Raw genomic sequence first — 13,424 nt, 5'->3', positions numbered from 1 at the left:
GAATAGCAACCCGTGCATTTTTGAAAAACTTCTATTGGGCTTGGCTGCGCCAGATAAAGTTGATCAATGATGATGAAAGCTTCGCGTTCATGCGATTGATCCAAGATCGGTAGTACGGAATGCTGGTTAAAGCCGCCGTGGTTTTGCAAGTGCGGGAAGTATCATTTACTCCTCGTGACGTGATACCCCAAAGATAGTAGGTACCGTCAATGTCGATAAAAGCCGGTCCGCCAGAATCGCCATGGCAAACCCCTTTCCCATTGCTTTGATCGATTGTTATTTCAGAATCCGCGAACTTAGCGTCTGCAATTGTCACCTTCGTTTTACGAAGAGCGGAAGGGGCTTGCTGAATTTCAGCGTCCGTGACGCCATAACCGGCAACGACCACGTTTGTGCCATTTTGAAGGACGTCGGCCATGTTTGTCGGTAACATCGTCGCGGGCTTGAAAGAAGCAGGCAATGGACCTTGGAAATGCAAAAGAGCTAGGTCGCCCATGTCTTTATCGGTCGAGGCATTCCAGTAAGGCGAAATCTCGGCTTTATCAATTCGAACGTAAACCCCGTCAACTTGAAGGTTTTTGCCAAAGAAGACATACATTTTATTGATCTCTTGGCCGACACAGTGAGCGGCGGTTAAAACCACGTTTTTATTGATCAATGTGCCGGTACAAAGCTGTCCTTCGACGCTGTCGTAAACGGCGACGATACTATTAGGAAGCTTGTCGACGGCCGCGACTTCTTCGCCACCGATGATGCCTGTGGCTTCTAGGGTATTGAGTGAATTTTGAGGAGCAGAGGGCGTACACCCTACCAGGAATGTACTAGCAACTAGCGAAGAAAAGAGCAGCTGGGAACGAACCAAAAATCCCCCCGGATTTTCGCGCCACAAATATGATGCAACGCGGTAGGTATAATAAACCGCACTTTGGGGGGCTTTGACAAGGGGATACTTTGGATCCCCCTATTCACAGAGAAATTTTACAGATTCCTAAAAGCATCTGTCGCTTCAATTAATGCTGACTTTGTTCCCGGTTCGGCTGCTGCATGGCCAGCATCGGCGATAAATGTAAATTTTGCCTCGGGCCAGGCCTTATGTAAATCCCAGGCTGATCTTGCCGGGCAGACCACATCGTAGCGGCCTTGCACGATCACCCCTGGGATGTGGCGGATTTTATCAACGTTTTCTAAAAGCCAGTTATCGGTTTTAAAAAAGGCATTGTTGGTAAAGTAATGACACTCAATACGGGCAAAGCTTAATGCAAACTCTGGATCATCAAATTCGTCAATCGCTTCTGGGGAAACGAAAAGTCTTGAGGTGGCGGCCTCCCATTTGCTCCAGGCCTTGGCGGCGGTGAGGCGCACCTCCGCACTCGGGTCGGTCAGGCGTTTATAATAAGCCGTGACCATGTCGTGACGTTCATTAGGAGGAATGGGTTTAAGGTACTCATCCCAAACATCCGGAAAGATTTGCGAAGCTCCTTCTTGATAGAACCACTTAATTTCAGAAGGGCGGCATAAAAAGATGCCCCGTAAGATCAGGCCTTTAACTCTGTCGGGGTGAGTGATCGCATACGCCAAAGCCAGCGTTGATCCCCAGCTGCCCCCGAACACCACCCATGTGTCGATCTTAAACATTTCACGCAAAGTTTCTATGTCCTTAATCAGATCCCATGTGGTGTTGTCTTTCAGTTCGGCATTGGGCGTAGAGGAGCCTGAGCCACGCTGGTCAAAAAGAATAATGCGATAAGCTTTGGGATCAAAAAAACGGCGCAGATCAGGTCCGATGCCTCCACCGGGGCCGCCGTGCAAAAATACGACGGGTTGGCCTTGCGGATTGCCGCATTCCTCCCAGTACAAATTGTGTATGTCAGATACTTTTAAAAAGCCTTTGTTGATGGGCTCAATCGGGGGATAAAAATCTCTCATAAGATGACCTCACAGATCTAAAAACTTTCGCTTATCTAGCAGGCGAAGTCAAAGTGGGCGCGAGGATTGATGCAGCTTATTTAATTCATTTGCCACTTCAGCACTTAGAAAAATAATCAGTGAAGAATAATAAACCCACATTAAAAGTATGATCAACGAACCGGCCGCACCCCACAGTGAAACGATCGCACTTTTGCCTAGATAAAATCCGATCAGGCTTTTCCCGATAGAAAAAAACAACGCGGTGAAGGCGCCCGCCACAAGGGCGATCCGTTTAGAAATTTTCTTTTGGGGCAGGAAATAATATATGCCCGCAAACAGCAGACTGAAGACGATCTGCGAAGAAATCAAGTTTGCAAATTGCCCCAAGATGGCCGCCGGTCCTCTTAATAAAAGCGAGATCAGCGACGAAATTAATAACGACACTAAAGAGATGAAAACGAAGCTTAAGACCATCCCCATATTAAAGATCTTTTGTTTTAAAAAATCCCAAGAGGCGAGAAGCCATGAGAGCTCTTTATCGTCTGGGGTATTGGCACTTTCAAAAATTGTATTTAAAGATGTTCTTAGTTGACCAAAGATAGCTCCGGCAGAAAAAAACAAAGTTCCTAATCCCATGATTCCCGCCCAGCCACTGATGTGCGGAGAAATATCGGCATTTACGGCAATAGAGGTGATGGTTTCAGCCGCTTGACCACCAATCAAGGCATGGACCTGTTGGATCAGTTCGGACTTTAAGCCGTCACCCAAGAGGGCCACTGAAGCCAAAGTTAGAACTAACAGAGGTGCTACGGAAAGTGCGGTGTAATAAGCCAGTGACGCCGACAAATCGAACACTTTATCTTTCTCTAACTTGTCGATGAATTCTTGGCTGGTCAGCCGGGGGAGTAAGTCCTTCATAAGGTAAAAATTTAACATCTCCGTGTGGCTCGAGCATCGTTAAACCGTTTTAAATGGTGATATACAATACACGGGATCCAAAATACGCCCGAACTAGATCTTTCCTTGCGGGGAAGAGATTTTTGGTGTTAATTCGTCGGCAACTTTAAATTTAAAAGATCATTCTTCAGCACGTACGCTCGATCTTAGGACCTTGGAACAGATGAGGGCGTACAAATGAAAACCCGTGTGCTGATTGTCGATGATGATCCCGATAATCTTGAATTTTTATCTGAATATATTGCGAGCGAAGACGTCGAAATTCACTCAGTTCGGAGTGAAGAAGAAGCTTTGCGATCGTTGCGCACTCAGCGCTTTTCGGTCGCTTTTTCTATCTCTAGCGATTTACAAAGGCTTAAAGGCAAGGTGGATGTTTTTTTGCGTTTAACTCATCCTACGCAACCGTTGCCACATTTTCGTGAGCCATTAAGTTCGGTGATCGGTTTTGCGGAGCTTTTGCGAGAAGGGGATTTGAGTCCGACAGAACAAAAAAAAGCGACAGAGGTTATTTTAAGAAATGCCGGTGTTTTATGGCGCTTGATAGGTGGGGAGAAATCCCCACCTTCTATTGGGTCAAACTAACCTTTGAAATGTTTTTTAAATCCCTGCCAGCAGTCTTGATAGTCTTCTTGCAGAAAGCCTTTTTCCATCGCGTAGTCGGTTAACATATAGGCGGTTCTTGATTCGAACATAAAGGCCATAGTGTCTTCGATTTTATGTGGCTTTAAGTCGGTGAAGCTCGCCTTTTCGAATGAATCTGCATCGGGTCCATGGGCAGAATAAAAGTTATGCAAGCTGCCACCACCAGGCACAAAGCCGCCTGCAGTTTTGGCGTCATACACTCCATAGATCAATCCCATGTACTCACTCATGCAATTGCGATGAAAGTACGGGGGGCGGAAGGTGTGTTCAGCCACCATCCAACGTGGCGGGAAGATCGCGAAGTCAACGTTCGCAACCCCCGGGGTGTCCGTTGGAGAAGTTAAGACGGTAAAGATCGAAGGATCTGGATGATCAAAACTGACGGTGTTGATGGTATTAAATTTTCTAAGATCATATTTAAATGGAACGTAGTTCCCGTGCCACGCGACCACATCTAACGGCGAATGGCCCATTTCTGCCATCCACAAAGCGCCATTGAATTTGCCGATCAATTCAAATTTACCTTCGAGGTCTTCAAAAGCCGCGACCGGCGTTAAGAAGTGACGACGGTGAGCTAAGCCATTAGCACCAATAGGCCCGAGTTCTGGTAAACGGAAAGGGGCGCCGAAGTTTTCACCGACATAGCCCGTGCATGCCGTTCCTGGATCAAGTGGATTGACTTGAAATTTCATTCCGCGCGGAACTAAAACGATCTCGCCTGGCTCGGCTTGAATAGTGCCAAGCTCGGTTTTGATTTGCACATTTCCACTTTGAATAACGAAAAGAAAATCTCCGTCAGCATTCATCATGAATTGGTTTTTCATTCCTTGATTGAAGGAATACAGGTGAACTTGTAACCCCCGCTGTTCATGGCCTAAACCGGTCCCGCAAACGGTGCGAAGGCCCTCTATGAAGTTGCCAGTTAAAGCTTTTGGCGCGTTCCACCGCATTTGATTGGGATTGATGTGCTCGGGCTTCATGAAGGTTTTTTCCGTTAAAGCTTTTAACGGCTTAAATGCTTTATGCATGACCGAAGGACGAATACGGTAAAGCCATGAATACAAGTTGGTATGTCGAGGCGCCGTAAAAGCCGAACCGCTCAGCTGTTCCGCGTACAGTCCTAAAGGAGCAACTTGGGGTGAGTTTTGATCTTCAGGAAGCGCACCCGGGCGCGCCTCTGTAGAGAAATGATTTCCGAATCCAGATAGGTATGATGTGTTCATACCCAAAAGATAATCAGCTTGCCGCTTTGTATGTCAATCCGGAGCGCGCAAGGATGACGGGGCAAACACCTGCTTTGCAACAAAGGCGAGACCACTCCATCGAGGTTTTTGGAGGGTGGGCATAGATCAAATGGAGCAGGCGAATTCCCGCCTCTGAAAGCCAAAAACTTGAGTTTTCTTTTCCGGAAATCAAGTGAACTAGGCGCATACGTACCCCCTTTAAAAAGCATACGGAGAGGAGGGGGATTTAGCTAATAATTGAAACCAGTTCTCACAAACTGAAAGGCCGATGAAAATGAAACTGGACCCTTGAAAATCCACCTCCCAGGCGGGTTTATGGAGAGCTTGTAAAAATTATCGCAAGGGTTTCAATGCGTTGCGTTTAGGGTCGGCAGCCGTTAGGGTGCGGCCATTCTTAATCAACTTGAAAAGGAGAATTTCATGAAAAGTCTTGTATTGGCTTTGTCCCTAGTTATCGGTTTTGCTTCAACTCAAGCTTCTGCTGCTTACCCCTATTCTTGCGGTCAATTGCTAGAGCAAAAAGCTAAATTGGCAGCGCAAATGGAATATCTTTCTGAAAAAATCAATTCTTCGTTCAACCAAGATGCTTTGGATCTTTACATGGATCAATACGAAGCTCTTCAAGCTCGTTACTTAAACGTAGCTGATAAAATCGAAAACAACTGCAAATAAGACAAACCGCCAGGTTTGGTCCTTAAAGCTTTTAAAAAACAAAAACCCACGGAAAAATCCCGTGGGTTTTTTATTTCTGAAAGCCCGTTTCAATGACTTAATTAGCGATCTGACAGAATTCATAGTTATTAACCACAAAAGCTGGGTCGATCACAGAGGCGAATGTGGAATTCAATTCAACGGCACGTGTTCCGTCAGCATCATAGCCCGCACTGGCACAAAGTTTTACGTAATCTTCTAAGTTTAAGTTCACCTCTGCGATTAAGTTTCCAGACGCGGTTTTGCGAATAACGTTATAACTTGTATAAGTACCGCACCCATTTTGGTTGGCAATCACGCTGACCATGCCAGCAGAGTTCGGCTGCCACACCATCGTTCCTTCAAGATCGCTTTGTGATTGCAACACACCTTTGGCGTTTACTTGATAAGCACGTCTTTTTAAATTGATTTGCGCGTTGTCGAGTTTGGTATAGCTAGAGCAAACAAAATTTTTACCTTCAAGATCTGCGGCTTGGACTTGTTTTCCTTGGCGCATCAGTTTCGCCAAAGTGTCTGGCGAAAATTTCGCAAACTTAGATTCATCAATCAAAGCACCCAAGCTTTGGGATGAGCCGCCGCGTGTGAACATAAATTGATCTTCGGTTAAAGAATCGGTGCTGGCGATTTCAATTAATAATGAAGCATCATCATTGGTGTAGCCTTCAAGTAAAAATTCAATCTGTGAGAAAACTTGGTTGGGCGTGACTTCTACATAAGAAGAGTCCACCAACATGACTAAGTCTTTATAGTTTTGCGCATTTCCGACTGTCATTTTTTTAAATTGAAATAGTTCCGGAATCGTTGTCGTAGCTGCGCCAGATATCGCTGTCACGTTGCGAACCAAAACCTTTCCGGCGCGCCCGATAGAAAAACCAGAAAGTTTGATCGAAGTAATATTTTTTGCCGAAGCAAATTTCAGAGTGAATTTCTCTCCACCACCAGAGCGACTTGGAACGGTGGTGAAATTATAAGTTGGTATTGCTGGATCATTGGGAACGCTTGTGCCGATGGCGACGTTCAAATTTGTTGTCGCGGCTAAAGCGGAAAATGAAACCAATGTTGTTAGTATCGTCATGCAAAGAAATTGAAAACGCATAATCATCCTCTTTCGTTTTTTAAACTCGCGCGCAAATTAGATGAGACGTTCAACATATGCAAACGAAAAAAAAGTATTTGTAGAATTCAAAAAGAGCAGTTAGAAGCTTCGCGAGTTTTTGAATTTTATTTTTCGGAGGATGAAGTGAAAATATTTTTTCTGTCTGCGATTTTAAGTGGTGGCATAATGATATCGAATTTTGCACAAGCAAGAGTTTCGGTGTCAGATGGAACCGTCTACATCAGTGTTTCGGGATCGGATGCGAATTCTTATGGTCAAGATGGCTCCAGTGCGGGTCGCGCGGACGTGAAACTTGCTTACACCGATGAAACAAAGACGTCGGTAAGAATTTTTGGCACCACTTGGGGAGAAAAATTTAAAGACGTTGTTCTTCCAATTAAAGATATAAAAAGCATCAACGTGTATGCGGTTGGCGGCGATGGCGCACGTGGTTTAGACGGAAATTCTGGCCGCGATGGGTCAGACGGGCGAAGCGGATTTTGGAGTGGATCGAGTGGTTCTGACGGATGTCCTCCATCCGATGGCCGCGATGGCGATGATGGATCTGATGGTGAAAACGGTACTAACGGCACTGATGGTGGATCGGGTGGTGACGGTGGAAATGGCGGTCGTGTTGCGATCACAACTTCTGCCGATCAAAGTGAGTTGATGTTATTAGTAAGTATAGATGTTAGCGGCGGATCAGGAGCCTATGGAGGTTCTGGCGGTCGCGGCGGTCGTGGTGGCCAAGGCGGTCGCGGAGCTGATGGCGGACGTGGTGGCCGCAATACGTGTAAAGATGCAGAAGGGAAGCCGGTATGGGGGCCCGACGGTCGAGATGGAAATCGCGGACGTGATGGCAGAAGTGGGAGTGATGGGTACAGTGGAAGTGACGGACGTAACGGCAGCAGTGGCGGTTCCGGATCTTGGAGCTTTAATACAGAAAGCAGTGCTGGAGTTGTGTCTTATAAAAATAGATTTAAATTAGAAATCACTTCGGCGGTATTTACAGATGATAATGAAAATGGAATTTTAGAGCCGGGTGAACGCGTGTATCTGACTTCTTTAGAAGTATCTAATAAAGGAGTGATGCCAAGTCCTGCCGGTCAAATTATTCAGTTGGATTTTTCCAACAGTGAAACCTTGTATTCGCCAACCACTTTGAAGGCGCGTGTCAGTGAAATCGCGGCGGGCGGAAAACAAGTTCTGAATTTCAAAAAAGGCGCGTTGCCTTTACAGGTTCCGATGAAGCGTGAGCTGTTTGGGCAAAAGGGAACGGCTAAAGGACGTATCTCTATTAATAGTATCGGTTGGAGTCGGGAATTAGAAAGCGGCATGGCTATCGGGTGGCCGGTGTCTTTAAGCGCGACTAGCTCGAGTTTATCTGGAAATTTTGAAGTTTCTAGTTCTGTTGTTAACTATAAAATTAAAAATGTGGGCGCTCGTGATATTGGGGCTCGTGGGTATCAGCCTTTGTATTTACAATTTGCTTGGAATTCTAAAACAATTCCGGCTGAAGATGTTTTGGTGAAGTTGGCAGATGGCACCGTAATCCCATTAGGAGAAGCCGTGGTGATTGATACCTTGACCGTCCCGGCAAAAGGGGAGCTGTCTGTTCCGGTTTCTTTGTTAGTGCAAAACCGAAAAGCTTTGTCCAATGGCAGCGGAACTTTAACGGCAAGCTTGCGTTTACGTGATTCTGGTTCGGGCAATCAAGATATCGTGCAAGCGACTAATCTTTCTGTAAATCAATCCCTGAACATCAGTGCCATTCCATGGAATCAGTCTTTAAGTTTTGCGCGAGCTCGCGTGCAATGCCAATTCCCCAATTTGCAGTTGCAAGATCAGCCTATCGCGGGAATCCAAATCTTTAAAGCGGCGGGTTCTAATCAATTGCAATTTAAAGTCAGTGTCCCGGGATCCACAAGCTCTAGCGTTTCACCACTCATTGTGGCTTCGGCAAGCAATATGATGACTTATTTTGAGAAATTCCGTGGGGCCTGGACGGCGGAAGACGCGGCGGATTTTTTAAATAAATTCGCTAGTCCCAATTCTCCCAAAGGGCATTGGAATTTTAAGGGCTGTAAAGCCAGCCCTTAAAGATAACGATTTAAGTATTTAACGTTAGAATCAAAAAGGCGTGCGTAAGAATCGACATCGCGACCACAGTTGGCGATGTCGGCGAATGGCAACGCGATGTTATGGTTCTGGTATCTTAGATTATAGCTTTTCTTTTTTTGAAACTGCCCCAGAATGCTTAAGCCTTTTTTTGGCAGTTTTGAAATATTCTTTTGTGGCACTACATACAACGATTGAAAGTCCCCTTGATCGCCTAGCCATAACATGACCGGGGATATCTTGCGTTCTTGGCAAAACTGCAGGGCGTGACGGTGATGAATGCCTTCTTGCCATTGCAATTCAAACCCTAAATCATTCAGCAAAGCCAAAATATACATGCAAGGTCCTAAGCCGTCGCTCGTATCAATCGCGGCTGAAAGCAGCGGGCGAAGATTTTGGGTCAGCTGCCAAGAAGGATGGGGTCTAAAGATTTTTTCTGGCAAAGCACTGTCGGGTAAATTTAAAAGATAGCGATAGGCCAGGGCTGGTCCCACGCCGGTATTTTTACCGTGAGCTAAAACTAAATAATCACCGGCCTTAGCGCCAATTCTGGTAAGAGGTGGGGTCGTACTTTGTCCTAAAATAGATGACGTAAAGACATGATCCTTGGCGTACCCTGAATCCCCACCTAAAAGTGGGACTTGCGATTTCACGCAGGCCTTTTTTATTTCAGCGAAGAATTTCTTTTGTATGTCTTTTGATGTCGCAAAAGCCCACTGTGTGGAAAGTGTTATACCGATCGGTGAAGCTCCGCTGGCCGCGAGATCTGAAACGGAACTCATGACGGTCATCCAAGCCCATGTTTTTAATTCTTTATATAGACCGATGGTGATTTCCTCTCCAAGGGAATCTATCGAGGTGACCAGAAAACTTTTAGCGGCGAGCTTGACGATTTCACAGTCGGATTCAAAAAGACCATTGGTTTGTTTTGCGGATTTGAATTGAGATCCCAGGACCTTTTTTAGTTCCGTTAATTCTCTGATTTGTGCCATGTGATTTAAAAAAAGTCTTTTTTAAATGGCAGTTTATCTTTTTCAGGAATGAAACTGTATTCGTAAGCGATTTGATTGCAGCGCTTAAAATCTTTTACGGTGAAGCCATGCACGTGATGAAGAACTTCGTAATCATCGCTCAACGTCGTGGCGAAAACCCCCGGGTCATCTGAATTGACTGTCACTAAAACACCTTGATTGATCAACTCTTTGATCGGATGCGATTCATAGGTAGGAAAACTTTGGGTCAAATAGTTGCTGATTGGGCAAACTTCCAGCGGGATTTTTCTATCCTTCACGAAATTTAAAACATCTTTGTTGTTAATGATTTGAATACCGTGACCGATGCGTTCCGCGCCTAAAATTTCGATACTGTCTTTCACCCATTGCGCGGACTGCGGTTGCGGCGTTTCTCCGGAATGAATGGTGATATGTAAGCCCGCTTTTTTCGCTTTTTGAAATAAGGGACCAAAAGGTTTTGGATCAAAGCCTTCCTCGTTATCGGCTAAATCTAAAGCGATGAAGCTGTCCTTGTGATCGATAGCAAAGTCGACAACCTTGGTGGCAAGCTCATAGGATTTTACTCGCTGAATAATGCAAATGAGGCCCACTGCCATGGGGAAGGCTTTTTTGGCGCGTTCGATGCCTTTGTTAAGGGCATTATGGATTTTTTCAAAACTAAGTTCAGTATGGCCCTCATTGATGAAAGTGGGGGCATAGCGAAATTCAATTAAACGGATTCCGTCGTTAAACGCGTCCTCACAAGCTTCATAGGCAATGCGCGAAAGGATCTCTTCGCTGGCTAAAACTTTTTGGGCATTCAGGAATTTCTTTAGAACGGATTCAAGGTCCCGCATCGGCTCGGTGACCAAAAATTGGGCTCTTTGCGCTTGAAAAGAAGACTCTAAGTCTATGCCAACTTGAGGGGCTAATTCAATCAAAGTACTCCAACGCACTGAGCAGTCCAAGTGGCGATGCAATTCAACCTTCGGCAGCTCGCGTATATTGTGAGAATAAAGCTTTTCCATTTAGAGTCTCCAGAGTAGAACTTATCCTATGACAGAACCCATCCAAATCAAAACAAAACTCGCGGGGAACCCTACCAAGGAACCTCAATTCAAAACTCATGTCAAAACCAAAGACGGACGACAAATTGCGGTCGCCGATCCGAATGCCACGCGCTCATTGGTGTCTTTGATGAATATGAACGCCGTTCTGGGCGGGGCGGCGGCTCACTATGGCGGGCCAGCGGCTTTAGCAGAATTGTGGTCGGCACTTCATGGGTATGTTTTTGATGCTTCGGCTCGCGAAAATAAACAGTGGTATGACATGTTTCATATCGTGAACGATGCGGGACACTGTGAAAACGGTCTTTATGCTTTAAAAGCGAATTACGGCATGGCCGGCTTGACGATTGAATCCTTAAAAAAATTCCGTTCGATAGAGTCAGGTCTGACTGGACACGGCGAAGTTCATCTGTTCCCAGAAGGCGTGTTTATTTCTAACGGTCCTTTGGGTTCCGCGTTTCCGCAAACTCAAGGTTTGGCGATGGGTGAGGCTTTGTCAGGAAAAAATCGTGTTACGATCACCACGATTTCTGATGGAGCTTGTATGGAAGGGGAGGCGAAAGAAGCTTTTGCGGCCATTCCGGGTTTTGCAAAAAACGGCAAAATGGGCCCTTATGTTTTAATCATCAGTGATAATAATACGAAACTGTCAGGTCGTATTGATGCAGAATCTTTTTCGATGACTCCAACTTTTAATTCTTTAAAAGATTTGGGTTGGAATGTGATCACTTTGACTGAAGGCAATGATTTGCAAAAGTCATTTGATACGATTGCTCAAGCGGTCGAGATGGCTAAGGCCAATCCGAAGGCGCCAGTTGTGATTCACGCACGCACGGTCAAAGGGATCGGCACGAAAAAAACGGCGGAGTCGGCTTCGGGGGGGCATGGCTTCCCGTTGAAAAGTCCTTCTGAATTGGCGGCGTTCCTTGGTGAAATCAATAATGGTGTTGCATTAGAAGCTCTTTACACAGGATGGATTGAGGAGCTCGTTAAGCACGAAGCAGATTTAAAAGCGAAGGCCGTGAAAGACACGGGCGAAAAAATTCAAATCGGCGTTTCGGCCGCGATGGTTCGTGCGCGGAAAGCGGGTTTACCCGTCATCAGTGTGACTTCGGATCTTCCGGGGTCAACCGGGGTGGCTGGTTTCCGCAAAGAATTCCCGAATGACTCTGTCGACGTAGGGATTGCTGAAAGCAATATGGTTTCAACGGCGGGTGGATTGTCAAAATTAGGTTATATCCCGGTGGTGGATACATTCGCACAGTTTGGTGTGACCAAGGGCGCTCTGCCGTTAACGATGGGTTCTTTATCTGAAGCACCGATCATCGCCATCTTTTCACACACCGGATTTCAAGATGCAGCGGACGGGGCTTCTCACCAAGCTTTAAGTTACTTGGCGATGACGTCTTCGATTCCTCACTTGGATGTTTACTGTCTTTCATGCAGCGAAGAAGCAGATGCGCTGGTTACAGCCGCGATTGAAAACTTCGCGAAAGAAAGAAAAGCGGGTCGTGTTCCAAATTCTTCTGTTTTCTTTCTGGGTCGTGAGAACTTTCCGAAATCCTACATTTCGCCAGCGGGTTATGATTTGAAAAAAGCCCAAGTCTTGCGTGATACGGTGAAGGACAAAGCGAAATCAGTGACGATTGCGACGACGGGATCTTTGGTTCCGCAGGCCTTGCAAGCGGCTCAAGACCTTGAAGCAAAAGGACTGGGGGTTGTGGTTATCAATTCACCATGCGTAAACCATTTTGATCTAGCCACATTTAAGACGGCGATTGAAAAGACCGAGGGCCGTCTCATCACGGCGGATGATCATCAAGTGATCGGGGGCTTTGGTCAAATGCTAGCGCATGCCCTTTTACAAGCTGATGTCGCAGTTAAAGTGAAAAGCCTTGGGGTTCACGGGGAGTTTGGTCAAAGTGCTTATACGGCTCAAGACCTTTATAGAAAACATAAAGTCGACGCTTCGGCGATTGTGGAAACTGCCGGCAGCTTTTTCCAAAAAAGCGGCGCTTGGTAGATTTTAAGGAAATCAAAAAGAAAAAGCCCACGGAATTCACGTGGGCTTTTTTATTTTTAATTCTTAAGATTTTCTTACGCCGCTGCTTTTTCAGGGGTGTGAGAGAAATGAGCCATTTGGCCCATCTGATCCGCAGAGAACGCTGATACGATATCAACCAAAATCACAACTTTATTGTCTACTTTGCCCATGCCGCGAACGAACGACATCGCGTTTTCGTTGCCTAGAACTGGAGACGGCTCGATTTGTGATTCTTGAAGGTCCACGACCTCTTTAACTGAATCCACGATCATACCTACTTGACCGATTTCAGTGTCGATAACGATGATGCAAGTGTCACGAGTAGTGTCTTGTGAATCCATGCCAAACTTAATACGTAAGTTGACTACTGGAATGATCTTGCCGCGAAGATTCATCACACCTTTTACATAGTCCGGTGTGCGAGGTACCGGTGTGATCTCGCCGAACTGATTGATTTCGCGAACTGTTTCAATAGCGACACCGTATTGTTCGGCCATCAATTGAAAAGTTAAGTATTGCCCTGGTTTTGCTTTAGTAACGTCGCTCATTGTCTCACCTTTCGACTCTTGTGAAAAAAATCTTACAAGCAACTCTTCGAGAAAATACCCCCTGGACTTGAGAGGTTTTAAGGAGTTCTACAGAAAA

13 protein-coding genes are annotated in these 13,424 nt (G+C 45.8%); 4 read left to right on the top strand and 9 right to left on the bottom strand.

What is annotated here, in order from left to right:
- Window positions 1-31: 31 nt before the first annotated feature.
- The 3 genes from AZI86_RS04280 to AZI86_RS04270 form a co-directional block, all read right to left on the bottom strand.
- Entirely contained in the window at window positions 32-862 is an 831-nt protein-coding gene (locus AZI86_RS04280; protein ID WP_157684622.1) for a S1 family peptidase, read from the bottom strand.
- Between the two features lie 116 nt (window positions 863-978).
- Window positions 979-1,926: a prolyl aminopeptidase gene (gene pip, locus AZI86_RS04275; RefSeq protein WP_061833848.1), complete on the bottom strand. Its 948-nt coding sequence runs from the start codon at window positions 1,924-1,926 to the stop codon at window positions 979-981.
- A gap of 48 nt (window positions 1,927-1,974) precedes the next feature.
- The gene (locus AZI86_RS04270) at window positions 1,975-2,826 is read right to left on the bottom strand and encodes a YihY/virulence factor BrkB family protein (protein ID WP_157684621.1); all 852 of its coding nucleotides are present in this window, start codon (window positions 2,824-2,826) and stop codon (window positions 1,975-1,977) included.
- 216 nt (window positions 2,827-3,042) lie between these two features.
- On the opposite strand from AZI86_RS04270, the gene AZI86_RS04265 reads away from it, so the two are divergent.
- Complete coding sequence (locus AZI86_RS04265; RefSeq protein ID WP_061833846.1) at window positions 3,043-3,447, top strand: response regulator; 405 nt, start codon at window positions 3,043-3,045, stop codon at window positions 3,445-3,447.
- Here AZI86_RS04265 and hmgA read toward each other — a convergent pair.
- Window positions 3,444-4,730, bottom strand: coding sequence for a homogentisate 1,2-dioxygenase (hmgA, locus tag AZI86_RS04260; protein WP_061833845.1), 1,287 nt, complete (start codon window positions 4,728-4,730; stop codon window positions 3,444-3,446). The two genes, AZI86_RS04265 and hmgA, sit on opposite strands and share 4 nt — an antisense overlap.
- Window positions 4,731-4,743: 13 nt before the next feature.
- Window positions 4,744-4,938, bottom strand: coding sequence for a hypothetical protein (locus tag AZI86_RS04255; protein WP_061833844.1), 195 nt, complete (start codon window positions 4,936-4,938; stop codon window positions 4,744-4,746).
- A 233-nt stretch (window positions 4,939-5,171) separates the two neighbouring features.
- Here AZI86_RS04255 and AZI86_RS04250 point away from each other — a divergent pair, with 233 nt between their 5' ends.
- Window positions 5,172-5,423 (top strand): hypothetical protein, encoded by a 252-nt coding sequence (locus AZI86_RS04250; RefSeq protein ID WP_061833843.1) that lies wholly within the window; start codon window positions 5,172-5,174, stop codon window positions 5,421-5,423.
- Between the two features lie 97 nt (window positions 5,424-5,520).
- Here AZI86_RS04250 and AZI86_RS04245 read toward each other — a convergent pair whose 3' ends face one another.
- Window positions 5,521-6,558 (bottom strand): hypothetical protein, encoded by a 1,038-nt coding sequence (locus AZI86_RS04245; RefSeq protein WP_061833842.1) that lies wholly within the window; start codon window positions 6,556-6,558, stop codon window positions 5,521-5,523.
- 186 nt (window positions 6,559-6,744) lie between these two features.
- Between AZI86_RS04245 and AZI86_RS04240 the strand changes: the two genes are divergently transcribed.
- A complete protein-coding gene (locus AZI86_RS04240; RefSeq protein ID WP_216635886.1) occupies window positions 6,745-8,658 on the top strand; it encodes a hypothetical protein in 1,914 nt (637 codons plus the stop codon).
- On the opposite strand, the gene AZI86_RS04235 is transcribed toward AZI86_RS04240, so the two are convergent.
- Both AZI86_RS04235 and add read right to left on the bottom strand, forming a co-directional pair.
- Window positions 8,655-9,668: an AIR synthase related protein gene (locus AZI86_RS04235; protein WP_061833840.1), complete on the bottom strand. Its 1,014-nt coding sequence runs from the start codon at window positions 9,666-9,668 to the stop codon at window positions 8,655-8,657. The two genes, AZI86_RS04240 and AZI86_RS04235, sit on opposite strands and share 4 nt — an antisense overlap.
- Before the next feature lie 5 nt (window positions 9,669-9,673).
- Window positions 9,674-10,696 carry an adenosine deaminase gene (gene add, locus AZI86_RS04230; RefSeq protein ID WP_081111780.1) on the bottom strand — a complete coding sequence of 341 codons (1,023 nt, stop codon included), beginning with the start codon at window positions 10,694-10,696 and terminating at the stop codon, window positions 9,674-9,676.
- 28 nt (window positions 10,697-10,724) lie between these two features.
- Here add and AZI86_RS04225 point away from each other — a divergent pair, with 28 nt between their 5' ends.
- The gene (locus AZI86_RS04225; RefSeq protein ID WP_061833839.1) at window positions 10,725-12,758 is read left to right on the top strand and encodes a transketolase C-terminal domain-containing protein; all 2,034 of its coding nucleotides are present in this window, start codon (window positions 10,725-10,727) and stop codon (window positions 12,756-12,758) included.
- A gap of 74 nt (window positions 12,759-12,832) precedes the next feature.
- Here the strand turns inward: AZI86_RS04225 and AZI86_RS04220 are convergent, their stop codons facing one another.
- Window positions 12,833-13,327, bottom strand: coding sequence for a chemotaxis protein CheW (locus AZI86_RS04220; RefSeq protein WP_061833838.1), 495 nt, complete (start codon window positions 13,325-13,327; stop codon window positions 12,833-12,835).
- Between the last annotated feature and the right edge of the window lie 97 nt (window positions 13,328-13,424).

It is taken from the genome of Bdellovibrio bacteriovorus, assembly GCF_001592735.1.
Taxonomy (GTDB): Bacteria; Bdellovibrionota; Bdellovibrionia; order Bdellovibrionales; family Bdellovibrionaceae; genus Bdellovibrio; species Bdellovibrio bacteriovorus_D.
This window is presented reverse-complemented; position numbering and strand designations above follow the sequence as displayed.